A 14,186-nucleotide genomic window follows, 5' to 3' on the forward strand; every position below is an offset into this window, starting at 1 on the left:
TTTCCGTACGAAATGGATGTTCGAATTATAGCGCATGTCCAAAACCAATTTAACTCACTTTCGGACAGTATTGAGATCCAGTGTACGAAACCGGTCGGTTTCGTACACTAGTCAGCCATACTGTCCGAAAGTAAGTGAAATTAATTTCGGACAGATGTTATGATTCGGACATCCATTTCGTACGGAAAGTTTCCTATGTCACGAGTTTTTGCATACTGCCGGGTTTCGACTCTTGAGCAAACCACCGAGAATCAGCGAAGGGAAATTGAAGCGGCGGGTTTTGCCATCAGGCCTCAGCGACTGATTGAGGAACATATTAGTGGTTCGGCTGCTGCCAGCGAACGCCCCGGATTTATCCGCCTGCTTGATCGCATGGAAAATGGTGATGTGCTGATCGTCACCAAGCTGGACCGCCTTGGCCGTAATGCCATGGATATAAGAAAAACAGTGGAACAGCTCTCTGCTTCAGATATTCGTGTTCACTGCTTAGCTTTGGGCGGAGTAGACCTCACCAGCCCTGCGGGGAAAATGACCATGCAGGTTATTTCCGCCGTGGCAGAGTTTGAACGGGACCTACTGCTTGAGCGCACACATTCAGGTATTGCGAGGGCAAAAGCGGCAGGAAAACGTTTTGGCCGTCCTTCTGCCCTGAACGAAGAACAAAAACAGGACGTTATTGAGCGTATTAATTTAGGCTTAAGCATCAGCGCCATTGCCCGAGAATTTAGGACTACCCGGCAAACTATACTTCGAGTAAAGGCCAGAGCCAAACTGTCATAAGACTGGCCTCTATTTGACCAAATTGTCAAAGGCGTTAGATTGATTTTACGTGTATTGAAAACAGATTTAGCTCGTTAATAATGCACTCAGGTTCTTCACTGAAAGGCATATTGTTCAAATCTAAAACCCCATCGTTTTTTTGAGGGTTATCTGCCTGCAAGTCCATAAAGAGAGGCGTAAAATCCGGTTGCGCTTCGCCTCGCTCAGCGACCAGCTCAAACGTTTTATTTGTTGCTGCATCGTTACTCAACGCACTGACCAGAACCTGGGCGATTTGTTTTCTGGATATCACACCATCTTCCGGCGTTCCTGCATGGCGTCGATCCCCCTGGAGCATAACGATTCTGTACTCATCATCATTGTTGTAATCGAACCAGCCGGGCCTGACTATGGTATAGGGATGACTACTCGCCCTGACCAGACGTTCGGCACGTCTTTTCCAGTCATGGACCTCAGTACGTTGATTCCAGTTGCTGAGCCGTTCAGTCACACCAATCGTGGTCATTAAGCCAATGCGAACAGGCGTATCCCTGAATATTCGTAAAATATTACGCACACCGCCGTAATCTATCGCTCTGGCACCAATACGACCCCGGCCATCGGAACCGAGCGTGAAGATGATGGCATCAATATCTTTCGGCAAATCTGTAAGTGTTTCAGGCAGTGAAACATCGCCGTAAAAAACATCCGTTCCACGCGGAAGCAATTTTACTTTGCGCTTATTTCTGACCAGCGCCACGGGCTGATGGCCCATTTCGATAACGGTATTCACGACGTGAAGACCAATACTTCCTGTCGCCCCTGCAACGAGTATTTTCATGAGAAACCTTCTGATAATTGAGACTTATTTTCGATAAAGTCAGAATATCAATTATCATTATTGTCAGTAATAGGGCTAAAATGATTGTGTCTATGAACACCCTTCATGAGTGTGCGATGAAGGGAATGCCTCCATAAGGAAATTGCCGATGCTCAAAGAAAATTTCAACGAACTGCAAATCTTTCTTGTGGTGGCAAGGGAGCGAAGTTTTACCAAAGCAGCGGGTAAACTGGGGGTTTCTCAGTCTGCACTCAGCCACGCGATGAAGGCCCTGGAGGAAAGGCTAAATATCCGCCTTCTGACCCGCACGACCCGAAGCGTGGCCCCTACAGAGGCCGGTGAGAGAATTATTGCCTGCCTTGAACCTCGTATTGCCGATCTTGAGCAGGAGTTGGAATCGCTTGTTCAACTGAACGGCACTGCCTCCGGCAATATCCGTTTATCTGCCGGGGAGCATTCCGCGCGAAGTCTGGTATGGCCGAAGTTAAAACCCTTCCTCAGGGAATATCCAGAAATCAATGTTGAACTGGTGGTTGATAACGGCTTTGTCGATATTGTTGAGGGGCGTTTTGATGCCGGGATCCGTCTGGGCGAAAGCGTGGATAAGGACATGATTGCGGTAAAAATTGGGCCGGACATGAGAATGGCTGTAATGGGAGCACCATCTTATTTCGCTACAAACCCTGCCCCTGAAACGCCGCACGAGCTACAAAATCATCGGTGTATCAATATGCGCCTGCCGACTTCCGGTGGACTTTACCACTGGGAGTTTGAGAAGGAAGGGAAACCGTTACGGGTCAGAGTGGAAGGGCAGGTAACGTTTAATCTGCAGGCGGAAAGGATTGATGCGGTGTTATCCGGTTTTGGCATCGCCTGTATGCCTGAAGACAGGGTGCAGGATTACATAAAGTCAGGAGAGCTGATTCAGGTTCTGCAGGACTGGTGCCCATCTTTCCCCGGATATTACCTCTACTACCCGAGCCGTAAGCAGCATCCGCCCGCTTTTGCGCTGATGATCGATGCACTTCGCTACCAGGAATAACGGGTCCGCTATTCGCTGCGGACCCGTCCGGGTATTAACGGCCTGTGCGAGCCTGGTGCTCAGGAGAGTAACGTTCGCCGACGATTTTAATCGTTTCAAGCGCCTGTGTTATCTGCCGCGAGTCATCCTGCGAAAGAATGATGTCTGCAGCCCCCAGGTTTTCCTCAAGCCGGTGCAGCTTGGTGGTACCAGGGATAGGAACAATCCACGGCTTTTGTGCCAGCAGCCATGCCAGAGCGATTTGCGCAGACGTCACGCCTTTCTCTGCAGCCAGTTCACCCAGCAATGAGACCAGCTTTTCATTGGCTTCAATCGCCTGCCCGGCGAAACGCGGCACTGTGCTGCGGTAATCATCCTTCCCAAAAGTGGTTCCAGGCTTAATCGATCCCGTCAGGAACCCTTTGCCTAATGGGCTGAAGGGAACGAAACCAATGCCCAGTTCCTCCAGTAACGGCAGGATTTCCAGCTCAGGCTCGCGCCACCACATTGAGTATTCGCTTTGTAGGGTAGTGACAGGTTGGACGGCATGCGCACGACGAATGGTTTGCGCACCCGCTTCGGACAGACCGAAATGTTTGACTTTGCCTTCCGCGATCAGGTCTTTCACTGTACCCGCAACATCTTCAATGGGGACATCCGGGTCGACACGATGTTGATATAGCAGGTCAATGACGTCAGTCTTAAGACGCCGTAATGACCCTTCAACAGCTTCACGGATATGCTCAGGACGGCTGTTTAGAATCTGCTGCTTGTTGTCCGTACCGAAGGTAAAACCGAACTTGGTGGCAATGACCACACGGTCACGAAACGGTTTTAAGGCTTCACCGACAACCTCTTCATTAAGGAAGGGGCCATATACTTCGGCGGTATCGAAGAAGGTGACGCCACGTTCAACCGCAGCGCGAATGAGCTCGATAGCCTGACAGGTATCGGTCGCCGGGCCGTAGCCGTGGCTTAAGCCCATGCAACCGAGCCCAAGCGCGGAAACTTCGAGCCGGGATTGACCCAGATAACGTTTTTTCATTGATTGAATACCTCTTTTATCGCAACTTAAACATCAAGTTTGCGGCCAGTCAGCCATTCCACCATCGCCGGGTCGCGGTGAGAGAAGAAGGCGCTGGTTGCTGTGTCGAGCGCGGCAATCTGCAGCATATCTTCAGAGCTGAGTTCAAAATCGAGAATGTTGATGTTCTCTGTCATGCGTTCTTTACGCACCGATTTCGCCAGTGAAACGATGCCTCGCTGGAAGATCCACCGCAGCACAACCTGGCCGACGCTTTTGCCGTACTTCTGCCCAATTGCCGTCAACACGGGATGCTGGAACAGGCCATTTTTACCCTCAGCAAACGGTGCCCAGGCCTCCGGTTGAATGCCACGGCTTTGATTCCATGGAACCGCATGCAACTGCTGGTTGAAGGGGTTAACTTCAATCTGGTTTACCGCAGGGGCCACTTTGTTGAAGGCGATAAGGTCGGCCAGTCGGTCAGGATGAAAGTTGCTGACGCCAATGGCGCGAATTTTGCCTGCCTGTTGCAGTTCTTCCATAGCACGCCAGGCCCCATGGACATCGCCGTAAGGCTGGTGAATCAGGTACAGGTCAACGTAATCAAGTTGCAGTCGATTCAGGGAGCGTTCGAACTGTGCTTTCGCGCCTTCATAATTTGTATCCTGCAACCACAGTTTGGTGGTTACAAACAGTTCGTCACGGGCGATACCGCTTTGTTTCAGTGCGTTCCCGACCTGGGTTTCATTCTGATAAGACGCAGCGGTATCGATCAGGCGATATCCCGTGTTGATGGCATCAATAACGGCGCGCTCACATTCAGCGGCATTCGTCATTTGAAAGACACCAAAGCCCAGCAGGGGCATTTCAACACCGTTGTTCAGTTTTACAGTTTGCATAAGGTTATCCTTCAGCTTTTGTGTGGGAAAAGCATAACGCAAAGTGATTTATTCTATAAGATGGGGTAATTAGCTAGAGTTTATTATATTTGTTCATTAATTCTGGCAAGGCTGACGGTTTGCTTTATGTAGTAAAGCAAACCGCCATATTCAACATTTTTTTTCGGCAGGATTAGGCCACTATATTTGTTATAAAGATGATATTTGTATTGAGCCTTCAATAATGAAGGCTCAATACTGGCTCTTCCTATTGCAGGTCTTTTTCCTTCAGGAATTTACTCACCAAATCGGCAATCTGCACATTATTGAGGTCAGAGAACGGGAAGTGGGTATTCCCTTTGATTCCCACTTCAGGCAGATGCGTCACCGTCACATCTCCGCCATGCTTGTTCACCACATCACGCCACTCGCGAGCCATCGCCAGACGTACGCGCCAGCTGTCCTGCGCGGGCATGGCGACAGGTTTATCCGGTATGTTATCGCCGTAAATAATCAGAATCGGGATTTTGGTCAGTGCCATAAACTGCTCCATTGGCACAGGCTCGCCCTTCAGCGTATCGAACGCGCTTGGCATAGGGGCAGGAAGTTCTTTTTCCGGGAAGACAAAGCTGCTGCCAGGCTCAAAGGCGACAATGGCTTTGACCTTGTCGTTTTTCATCGCCGTGTACCAGCCTGGTCCGCCCCCCTGAGAGTGGGTGAAGAGGATAGCCGGGCCGGATTTGTTCACTACTGCAAACATCGCATCAGAGATAACATTAATGTCAAACGGCCCGGTATTCGGGGTCATCTGACGGAAATACTGGTTCAGCGCTTCTTTGTCGTGAGAGAACTGAACGTCTTTAAAATACTCTGGCCACACGCCAACGCGGAACTGGTTAAACCACAGCTGTTCATCCGGTTTAGGCGTAACCGTACCTTCTACCGTCGTGCGCCCGGCGCTGCCCCGGCGTGGCTGGTCGACAAGATAGGTTGAGAACCCGCGACGCAGGAAGATGTTCTGGAACCCTTCGCGACCATCCGGGGTGCTTTCCCAGGTACGGGAGAACTGACCTGCGCCGTGCAGCATGACGATAGGGTATTTATGCGGATTCTCGGGAATCTGGTAGAACACGGACGCATGATCGCCATGGTAGGTTTGACCAGCAGAGTCCAGCGGCTTTTTCGTGTCAAATGTTCCTGGTGCGGTGATGGTGGTGCCACCCGCAGAAAAGCTTCCCTGTTCCTGAATGACCAGCGGCTCGGCGTATACAGACTGAGCCACCAGACCACCCGCCATTACGCAGATGGCCAGCGTTTTTAAGATTATCTTCAAAATTACATCCTCTTTATGTTTGCCATTCAATCATATCTGAGTTGTCAGCATTAATTATTTAGCACCCCTGATTGCCCTTATTTGGCAGACTCATGAATGCGGACGATTAACTGCGTATTGTCTCTAACCAACTGGTAACCGTTTCAGTTGTTCTTCGCTCCTGGTCGCATTCAATAACCAGCGGTTTTTCCCGACGCGCAGTTGGGGCGAGACGGGTAAGGATGTCGTCGCTGTCTCCTTTACCGTAGCCACCGTGAGTAATGAAGGGGATGAGTAATTTGCCCGCAAAGTTGTGGTTACTGAGAAATGCTTGCACTACAGGCGGCACGCTGGTCCCCCAGATCGGAAAGCCTAAATACACGGTCTCGTAGCGTGCGATATCTGCAACGCTATTTTTCAATGCGGGTTTTACTCCCCGCTCACGCTCATTTTTCGCCTGTTCAACGGTCTGAAAATAGTCTTCCGGATAGGGCGTAGCCGGTTCAATTTCAAACAGATCGGTATTCAGGCTGCGGTGAATGACGCCCGCAATCACCCGTGTATTTCCGCTGCGGGAAAAGTACGCCACCAGAACACGCCTTTTACCCTGCACGTTTGCGGTTCCGGTCGCAGCTGAGGCAAAAGAAACGTTCGCCAGCGTCAGCCCGGCAAGTGCGGTGATTAACATTCTGCGGTTGGGATCATGCTCCATAATCCACTCCTAGTTGTTTACGATCGCCTGCTGCAGCGCCTTTTCAGCTCGCGTTGCTGCATCACTTTCGCCATGTTCACGCAGAACCTGTGCCAGCTGTCGCAGCTGCGACACCGTCAGGTCGACCCGCATGCTTGCTCGCGTATGCGACAGCAGTTGTGATTCGACGCCCGGCGTGGCCGCTAATGCGCCAACCGTTGCCAGCTCGCGGCTTTGCCAGTCGAGGTTATCACGGGCGAAAATGTCGCCGAAAAGGTGCGTTTGAAGGAACTGGTTAATCACCGGGGCAAAATCAAACAGTGGGCCCTGGACGGGCGCGCCTGAGATTTTTGTCTGGTTTGCGGTACCGACGCGGCGAAGCTCATCCCCGACAGGGGTCGGGGCAACCGGTTCTTTACCCTCAACGTCCTTGATACCACGTTGTTTACGTGCTTCGACGACCTTCATCAGTTCACTCAGCGCATTCAGGCTACGGGGGAAGCCCGTATAGGCATAAAGCTGGACGAGAATCTCTTTGGTTTCGTTTATCGTGAGCCCTGCGTCAAGACCCTGATTCAGGGCTGCATTCAGCTTATCCATCTGGCTGCTGGCCATCGATGCCGCAATCAACGGGATGGCCTGCTGTCGGGCTGACAGCGTATCTGAAACCGTTTGTTCGTGGTTCATTTCTGAGGCTCCTTTACTGACGGGCGCAGCATGTGCCGCGAGACCAAAATCAAAGGTCAGCAGTACCGCTGCCGCTAATGCCTTAATGGGCGTAGTATTGTTCATCTGTCACTTTCTCCATCCAGTTAACGCTTTTGCCATCCACCATCCCGGTTATCGCCAGATGCGTCATCGCGCTGCCGGGTGCCGCCCCGTGCCAGTGTTTGACGCCCGCCGGGCAAGAGACAACGTCACCGGCGCGGATAACCTGCACTGGCTGGCCTTCTTGTTGGGTGAGCCCAACACCAGAGGTCACAATCAGCCGCTGACCTGCCGGATGCGTATGCCAGGCGGAACGAGCGCCGGGTTCAAAGGTGACATAAGCCCCGGAAACAGGGATGTCGTTATCCGGTTTGAAGAGAGGATCAACCCTGACACGACCGGTAAAGTGCTCGGTTGGCCCGAACACTGCGTTCTGACTTCCTGCGGGGGCGATGTGGACAGCGGGATTTTGTTCCGCTGCCCAGGATGAAAATGTGAAGAAGGGCAGTAACAGCCCGAGGTAACGTAAATGTCCGATCATGCAAAGCGTCCTTATCAATGAAGAGGGAATTGCCTGCGATGATTTTATCGAGGGGGTAATGACGTCAGGCTGACGACCCCCTGACAATTCTGTCAGTTAACCCTGCCCCGCCTCAGTGCCGGATTGAGCATTGCCCGCCCCTTTATCCGCTTGTACTGCAAAGGTGAAGCCAAATGTATTGATGCCACCTTCACTACGGGAAAATACATCTCCCCGGTGCATAATGGCGACGGCACGCACGATCGACAGGCCCAGCCCATGATGGGTATCACTCCTGGCCCGGGAGGTGTCAACGCGATAGAACCGCTCGAAAAGCCGGTGTAAGTGCTCTGGCGCTATCGGCTCGCCCGGGTTTGAAACTTCAACACAGGCTTGATTATCGGTTTCGCTTAACCGCACCGTAACCGTGCTGTTGGATGGTGAGTGTCTTGCGCTATTTTCCAGTAAATTGGCCAGTGAACGGTGGAACAGTCGTCGGTCGATATGCGCGGTGACGTCGCCTCCTACATCCAGAGAAAGCTGTTTTTCAGCAAAAGAAGGTTCCACATACTCCGCTGTTTTCAGGGTTTCTTCCCGCAGGGACACCTGCGTAAGCTGGGAAGCATGCTCACCCGAGTGAGCATGAGACAGGAACAGCATGTCGTTAACTATCGAGGTCATGCGTTCAAGTTCTTCCAGATTGGAGCCCAGTAACTCTTCCAGTTCATCCTGCGAGCGTCGGCGTGATAGCCCTAACTGCGTCTGGCCAATCAGGTTAGTCAGCGGAGTCCGGAGTTCATGCGCAACATCGGAGTTAAAGCTTTCGAGCTGCCTCCAGGCGACCTCTTGCCGTTCCAGCACGCCATTAAAAGATGATGCTAACTGCTGTAATTCGTCAGGTAATGCTTCGGTATTCAGGCGCTGACCATGGTCCCCGGGAGCGAGATGCCGGGCCTGTTTACTGAGCGCCCCAACGGGACGAAGACCGATCCTTGAAACGACGTACCCCAGTAAGGCGACAATCACGACGCCTAATGCGGTAATGATCAGCAATGTCCGCGTGAACGCATCGAGTGTGCCCATGTACGGCGTGGAGTCGATAGCAACCACATAGCGCAGCTCAGGCCTTTCGCCGTTGGCGGGGATAGTTTTCACTAACAGAAACAGCGAGCATGCCCCTTCTGATGCACCTGGCACTTTATTGAAGCCTTCCTGTAGAGAAGACCACTGAACACCCACCGGGGGTGTTCCCCCCATGCTAAAACGTGGGTTATCGCTCACTATCCAGTAGCGAACGCGCTCACCTTCAGAATTGGTTAATACGGTGAATTTATTGGCCAGCGTCGACCAGCCGTCAGCCGAGGTTCGTGCGGTGATCCACGGACTCATTAATGATTCCCGGAACAACAGCTCGTTGTGCATCTGCTTTTGCAAAGAGTCATGCAAAGAACCTCTGAGCAGGATGCCGATAACGGAAACAATCAGTAGCGCTGATAAGGCAAACATCAGCGCCAGGTGAACGGAGATGGAACGCTTAGGCATGCTTATCTCCTTCATTTATTCGGACCGTACTTCGAGGACATACCCCATGCCACGAACGGTATGCAGCAGTTTGATATCGAACGGCGCATCCACTTTGGCTCGAAGTCGTTTAATGGCCACTTCAACCACGTTGGCATCGCTGTCAAAATTCATGTCCCATATCTGCTCCGCAATCATCATCTTTGACAGAATCTCCCCCTGATGTCGGGCCAGAAGGCTCAGCAGGGAAAACTCTTTTGCAGTCAGCTCCAGTCGCGTTCCGGCGCGAAATACGCGGCGAGCCAGTAAGTCGAGATGCAGATCGTGAATTTGCAGCTGGGTGATGTCTGCGCCATCCGTAGCGCGGCGACGCACCAGCGCCTGAATACGCGCTACCAGTTCAATAAGCGAAAAGGGCTTGGGCAGATAATCATCCGCGCCAAGACGAAGCCCTTTAACGCGCTCGTCGACCGATCCTCGTGCCGAGAGCATCAGCACCGGCGTCTGTTTGGTTGCCCGCACCCCCTCAAGTACCCGGTAGCCATCCATCCCCGGCAGCATGACATCCAGTATTATCGCGTCGTAGTCGAACTCCAGCGCGTAATGAAGACCTTCCGCGCCATCTGCAGAGACATCTACCGTAAACCCTGACTCACCCAGCGCACGGGAGAGATAGGTTGAAGTTTTTTCTTCATCTTCGACTAACAACAGTCGCATAACGGGACTTCCTCTTAACTTTTCAACGGTGCTTCAACATCGGAATAAACCTGCACGGCATCCGGCAGACGTTGACCCTGGATAGTGATCGCATCCAGTGAGCGGGTGAGCTCGGTCATCTCTGCGGAAGTCAGCGATACAGCGGTAGCCGCTGTGTTTTGCAGCATATGGTCTTTATTGGTGGTGCCAGGGATGGGAACAATCCAGGGTTTACGGGCCAGGAGCCATGCCAGTGCAACCTGCCCCGGCACGGCATTTTTTCTTATTGCCCAGGATTTCAGTAGTTCAACCAGCTGTAAGTTGTGCGGGAGGTTGTCGGGAGAGAAGCGCGTTTCTGTCGCCCGTATATCACCGGCAGCGAATCGTGTTTTTTCATCAATCCAGCCCGTTAAGAACTGCACGCCGAGTGGGCTCCATGGCACGAATCCAATTCCCAGCTCTTCACACAGCGGAAGTACCTGCTTTTCAGGGCCACGCCAGAGCATGGAGTATTCACTTTGTACGGCAGTAACGGGTAATGCCGCATGGGCGCGTCTCAGCGTGTTGATGCCCATTTCAGACAGCCCCCAGTGCAGGACTTTCCCTTGATCCATTAAATCTTTCACCACCCCGGCGACATCTTCGATCGGGATCTGTGGGTCAACCCGGTGCTGATACAGTAAATCGATACGATCGGTACGCAGGCGTTTGAGCATGTTTTCGACGACGAGTCTGATATGGTCCGGTCTGCTGTTAAGGCCCGGCAGGCGCTTGCCGGTCTGCTGATCAATGTTCCAGCCAAACTTGGTGGCAATAACAATTTTGTTCCGGAAAGGAGCGATACCCTCCCCGAGAATTTTCTCTACTTCCCAGGTGCCGTAGGCTTCAGCTGCGTCGAAAAACGTCACCCCTTCATCAAATGCCCGACGGATAACATTGACCATCTCGGGACGCCAGGGAACAGACGTGTCGTATTTACGACTCATGTTCTGCACGCCCAGACCGACGGCTGAGACTTCCAGCTTCCCGAGTTTACGCTTGCCCGGAGGAACATTGCGTTGGCCGGTTTGTCTGGATGAATTGACCTGAGAGGACTCGTTCGCCGCCGATACGTGCGGGATCAGCGAGGCGGCGGCAATACCCGCCCCGGCGACTAATAGCTTGCGTCGCGCTGGCATTGTTGGGTCATTCTGGCTTTTCATTGATCGCTCCTTTTCTCAGAAAATTGAACATGAATCACATTAAACGAGACCATTCTGCCTCCTGATTGCCAACATAAAGCTGACAGTTACCTGACAGCGTTGTCAGAAACACTCACCATCCCGGTCCGTTTCCTGACGAAAATGTTATTTCCCCGTCACGATGCTGACAGCCATCTTTGCCTACTCTGAGCCTGCAAATTTGATTCTGCGAGCCTGTATAACCAGGCCGACACTAATCGGGAGAGACCATGAAATTCACACTTATCAGTGCAATGCTACTCACGGCAATGGCCGGGGTGACCTCAGTCAATGCGGCTGATTACAAAAAAAATCCATTCACACTCGTCTATGACGGTGCCATCACCGAGAACGTCAAAGGCAAGGTCAACATTCATCCGGTGAAGTACGATCTGCATGGCATCCAGATTGCCGCGAATGTCTATACGCCTGCTAACTACGATCCCGCCAAAAAATACCCTGCCGTGGTGGTCGCCCATCCTAATGGCGGCGTAAAAGAACAGGTCGCCGGGTTGTATGCGCAGCGACTTGCTGAACATGGCTATATTACGATTACCGCCGACGCGGCTTATCAGGGCGCTAGCGGTGGTATGCCTCGCAGCGTGGATAAACCGGCTAACCGTATTGAAGACGTTCACGGCATGGCTGACTACATTAGCCAGTATCCGGGGGTTGATACTTCCCGCCTCGGTCTGCTTGGCATTTGCGGAGGCGGAGGATATTCACTTGTTGCGGCCGAAACTGACAAGCGGTTCAAATCGATAGCAACTATAAGCATGTTTAATTCAGGTCTTGTGCGCCGCAACGGCATGCAAGATTCACAGCTGGATACGGTCCAGCAGCGTCTTCAGCAAGCTTCTGACGCACACGCTCAGGAAGCAGCCGGAGGCGAAGTGCTTTACTCCGGTGATGCTAACCTGACTGATGAACAGATAGCTAAATTGCCTTTTGCCCTATATCGACAGGGCTACGAGTACTACTGGAAAACCCACGCACACCCGAACTCAACGTTTAAATACACCACAAGCAGCCTGTTAGACCTGATGAGCTTTGACGTAACGGACCATATCAATCTCATCAATAAACCCCTGCTGATGATTGCCGGTACAAAAGCGGATACGCTCTATATGACTAAAGATGCGTATGCGAAGGCTACCGGTACGAAGGATAAAGAACTTTTCCTGATCAATGGCGCTACTCATATCGAGACGTATTGGGTGCCTGAATACGTTGACCAGGCAATGCAAAAATTAGACGTTTTCTTCGAAAAGAATATTTAGTCAGCCTCCGATGACGCCCTGGCCGCGCAGGCTGGGGCATGCCATCAGCTATAGTCATTTTCGGCTGCATCTCACATTCTCTATTCATGCAATCTCATCAGACTAACGAAGTTGCGGTTCAGGATAATTACGCCACTCAAATAGGCGCTATGAATGAAATTCATAAGCGTGGTGGATATGTGGTGGTCATTTTTTTATCTGAACGGTCAATGCCATCAAAGCGCTGGCTGCTGTAAACAACGCAATTATCCAGCCCATCGTCCATGGCGTGCTATCACTGAACAGGGCGAGAAGCAGTGAAGAGATAATGCCACTTCCGTATTGTAATGCCCCCATTAGCGCCGATGCGGATCCTGCTACATTGGGCACTGCATCAAGTGCGCAAGCCGTGGATGTAGCAGCGATGATGCCATTCATCGAGAAGAACACGAACACAGCCCCGACAATCACGGTAATTCCACCTACGTCCAGGCCTGTTGCGATCGCCAGCACTATTGCGGCAATAGTGGCGATGAATACGGCATTCTTGAGCAACGCTTCCAGTGGATAGCGGTGAACCAGACGTCTGTTGACCATGCTCACCGCCATCAGCCCAACAATGTTTACTGCAAATAGCCAGCCGTAATGCTGCGGGTCAACACCGAAGTACGTGATATACACAAACGGAGAACCGGTGATAAAGGCGTAGGCAGCAACGTAGTAGAACGTCAGACATAACGTAAAACGCATGTATTTGGCGTTAGTTAGCAAGGCATAGTAGTTGTGAAAGGCTTTGGTTACGGAGGCTTGCGAGCGTTTTTCAGCAGGTAATGTCTCCGGCAACCAGAATAAAGACATCAGCATTAATGTTCCGATAATCGCCAGCAGCCAGAAAATGGCATGCCACGAGGTGACTTTAATCATCTGCCCGCCGATCAGGGGCCCGGCAATCGGCGCGATGGCCATGATGATCATCAGTGTCGAAAGCATTTGTGCTGCACGAGTGCGGCTAAACAGGTCACGGATCATCGCTCGTGCCACCATCGGCCCGGTACAGGCACCTAACGCCTGAAAAACACGCCAGAAGACTATTTGCACGATATCTTTTGATAACGCGCAGCCCACTGAGCCGATGATGAATAGACCTAAACCGATAAACAGCGGCAGACGACGCCCATAACGATCGCTAATCGGTCCCCATATCAGTTGCGCAAAGCAAAAGCCAATAAGGAACCCTGTGATTGTCAGCTCTGCATCACCCTGTAAATCTTTCGCCATGACCGGCATAGCTGGAAGATAGATGTCGGTTGATAAAGAGGTAACAGCCATTAGGGCGCTGAGAATGAGTAGAAACGATATACCGTTTTTTTTAGCTGTAGCTGACTGTATTTGTGCCTGTTGATTAAGCATGGGGCTCCGTTGGACATGAAGAGATAAGGGGGCATGTTAACGGGTTTGTTCATGCGGATAATCACAGGCGGGAGGATAGGGACTATGAATTACATTCATTAATATTGTGAATTGCGATGGTAGTGAAAGAATGTTTTGAACAGGCACTTATCTTAGTGCCTTATAGGGAGGTATCGTTTCCGTTTCAGGATCGATTTGTGTTTGCAGACAAGGGCATGAATCATCAGATCATAAAACAGCATGCCCCCTATCTAATGTAAGCAGAATTTCGCCATAAAGCCGTCGGTTAGTCTTAGCGTAGGATAATTTCCGTTTTCCAAGCGGAC

14 protein-coding genes are annotated in these 14,186 nt (G+C 51.6%); 3 read left to right on the plus strand and 11 right to left on the minus strand.

Annotated features, from left to right (window positions below):
* Positions 1-195 precede the first annotated feature (195 nt).
* On the plus strand, positions 196-780 hold the full coding sequence (locus BBW68_RS03910; protein WP_070134085.1) for a recombinase family protein: 585 nt from the start codon (positions 196-198) through the stop codon (positions 778-780).
* Between the two features lie 34 nt (positions 781-814).
* Here the strand turns inward: BBW68_RS03910 and BBW68_RS03915 are convergent, their stop codons facing one another.
* Positions 815-1,600, minus strand: a complete 786-nt coding sequence (locus BBW68_RS03915) for an SDR family oxidoreductase (RefSeq protein WP_070134086.1) — start codon at positions 1,598-1,600, stop codon at positions 815-817.
* Positions 1,601-1,748: 148 nt separating this feature from the next.
* Here BBW68_RS03915 and BBW68_RS03920 point away from each other — a divergent pair, with 148 nt between their 5' ends.
* Entirely contained in the window at positions 1,749-2,642 is an 894-nt protein-coding gene (locus tag BBW68_RS03920; protein WP_070134087.1) for a LysR family transcriptional regulator, read from the plus strand.
* 34 nt (positions 2,643-2,676) lie between these two features.
* Here the strand turns inward: BBW68_RS03920 and BBW68_RS03925 are convergent, their stop codons facing one another.
* The 9 genes from BBW68_RS03925 to BBW68_RS03965 all read right to left on the minus strand — a co-directional run bounded on the left by BBW68_RS03925 (position 2,677) and on the right by BBW68_RS03965 (position 11,173).
* On the minus strand, positions 2,677-3,666 hold the full coding sequence (locus BBW68_RS03925; RefSeq protein ID WP_070134088.1) for an aldo/keto reductase: 990 nt from the start codon (positions 3,664-3,666) through the stop codon (positions 2,677-2,679).
* Positions 3,667-3,692: 26 nt separating this feature from the next.
* Complete coding sequence (locus BBW68_RS03930; protein ID WP_070134089.1) at positions 3,693-4,544, minus strand: aldo/keto reductase; 852 nt, start codon at positions 4,542-4,544, stop codon at positions 3,693-3,695.
* A 247-nt stretch (positions 4,545-4,791) separates the two neighbouring features.
* A complete protein-coding gene (locus tag BBW68_RS03935; RefSeq protein WP_070134090.1) occupies positions 4,792-5,856 on the minus strand; it encodes an alpha/beta hydrolase in 1,065 nt (354 codons plus the stop codon).
* Positions 5,857-5,962: 106 nt separating this feature from the next.
* Complete coding sequence (locus BBW68_RS03940; protein WP_070134091.1) at positions 5,963-6,547, minus strand: flavodoxin; 585 nt, start codon at positions 6,545-6,547, stop codon at positions 5,963-5,965.
* 9 nt (positions 6,548-6,556) lie between these two features.
* The gene (locus BBW68_RS03945) at positions 6,557-7,318 is read right to left on the minus strand and encodes a carboxymuconolactone decarboxylase family protein (protein ID WP_070134092.1); all 762 of its coding nucleotides are present in this window, start codon (positions 7,316-7,318) and stop codon (positions 6,557-6,559) included.
* Complete coding sequence (locus BBW68_RS03950; RefSeq protein ID WP_070134093.1) at positions 7,296-7,775, minus strand: (R)-mandelonitrile lyase; 480 nt, start codon at positions 7,773-7,775, stop codon at positions 7,296-7,298. Before BBW68_RS03950 ends, BBW68_RS03945 begins: the two co-directional genes overlap by 23 nt.
* A 96-nt stretch (positions 7,776-7,871) precedes the next feature.
* Complete coding sequence (locus tag BBW68_RS03955; RefSeq protein ID WP_070134094.1) at positions 7,872-9,296, minus strand: heavy metal sensor histidine kinase; 1,425 nt, start codon at positions 9,294-9,296, stop codon at positions 7,872-7,874.
* A gap of 15 nt (positions 9,297-9,311) precedes the next feature.
* Positions 9,312-9,992 carry a heavy metal response regulator transcription factor gene (locus BBW68_RS03960; RefSeq protein ID WP_070134095.1) on the minus strand — a complete coding sequence of 227 codons (681 nt, stop codon included), beginning with the start codon at positions 9,990-9,992 and terminating at the stop codon, positions 9,312-9,314.
* Between the two features lie 14 nt (positions 9,993-10,006).
* Positions 10,007-11,173, minus strand: a complete 1,167-nt coding sequence (locus tag BBW68_RS03965; protein ID WP_186821266.1) for an aldo/keto reductase — start codon at positions 11,171-11,173, stop codon at positions 10,007-10,009.
* A 272-nt stretch (positions 11,174-11,445) separates the two neighbouring features.
* Between BBW68_RS03965 and BBW68_RS03970 the strand changes: the two genes are divergently transcribed.
* A complete protein-coding gene (locus BBW68_RS03970) occupies positions 11,446-12,471 on the plus strand; it encodes an alpha/beta hydrolase (RefSeq protein ID WP_245675201.1) in 1,026 nt (341 codons plus the stop codon).
* 186 nt (positions 12,472-12,657) lie between these two features.
* On the opposite strand, the gene BBW68_RS03975 is transcribed toward BBW68_RS03970, so the two are convergent.
* Positions 12,658-13,860 carry a multidrug effflux MFS transporter gene (locus BBW68_RS03975; RefSeq protein ID WP_070134097.1) on the minus strand — a complete coding sequence of 401 codons (1,203 nt, stop codon included), beginning with the start codon at positions 13,858-13,860 and terminating at the stop codon, positions 12,658-12,660.
* Positions 13,861-14,186: the final 326 nt, after the last annotated feature.

It is taken from the genome of Candidatus Erwinia dacicola (assembly GCF_001756855.1).
GTDB classification, from domain to species: domain Bacteria; phylum Pseudomonadota; class Gammaproteobacteria; order Enterobacterales; family Enterobacteriaceae; genus Erwinia; species Erwinia dacicola.

Excerpts from the sequence above, each read along its gene's own strand:
- BBW68_RS03910 (WP_070134085.1), top strand. The coding sequence starts at position 196 with ATGTCACGAGTTTTTGCATACTGCCGGGTTTCGACTCTTGAGCAAACC.
- BBW68_RS03915 (WP_070134086.1), bottom strand. The coding sequence starts at position 1,600 with ATGAAAATACTCGTTGCAGGGGCGACAGGAAGTATTGGTCTTCACGTC.
- BBW68_RS03920 (WP_070134087.1), top strand. The coding sequence starts at position 1,749 with ATGCTCAAAGAAAATTTCAACGAACTGCAAATCTTTCTTGTGGTGGCA.
- BBW68_RS03925 (WP_070134088.1), bottom strand. The coding sequence starts at position 3,666 with ATGAAAAAACGTTATCTGGGTCAATCCCGGCTCGAAGTTTCCGCGCTT.
- BBW68_RS03930 (WP_070134089.1), bottom strand. The coding sequence starts at position 4,544 with ATGCAAACTGTAAAACTGAACAACGGTGTTGAAATGCCCCTGCTGGGC.
- BBW68_RS03940 (WP_070134091.1), bottom strand. The coding sequence starts at position 6,547 with ATGGAGCATGATCCCAACCGCAGAATGTTAATCACCGCACTTGCCGGG.
- BBW68_RS03945 (WP_070134092.1), bottom strand. The coding sequence starts at position 7,318 with ATGAACAATACTACGCCCATTAAGGCATTAGCGGCAGCGGTACTGCTG.
- BBW68_RS03950 (WP_070134093.1), bottom strand. The coding sequence starts at position 7,775 with ATGATCGGACATTTACGTTACCTCGGGCTGTTACTGCCCTTCTTCACA.
- BBW68_RS03955 (WP_070134094.1), bottom strand. The coding sequence starts at position 9,296 with ATGCCTAAGCGTTCCATCTCCGTTCACCTGGCGCTGATGTTTGCCTTA.
- BBW68_RS03960 (WP_070134095.1), bottom strand. The coding sequence starts at position 9,992 with ATGCGACTGTTGTTAGTCGAAGATGAAGAAAAAACTTCAACCTATCTC.
- BBW68_RS03965 (WP_186821266.1), bottom strand. The coding sequence starts at position 11,173 with ATGAAAAGCCAGAATGACCCAACAATGCCAGCGCGACGCAAGCTATTA.
- BBW68_RS03970 (WP_245675201.1), top strand. The coding sequence starts at position 11,446 with ATGCTACTCACGGCAATGGCCGGGGTGACCTCAGTCAATGCGGCTGAT.
- BBW68_RS03975 (WP_070134097.1), bottom strand. The coding sequence starts at position 13,860 with ATGCTTAATCAACAGGCACAAATACAGTCAGCTACAGCTAAAAAAAAC.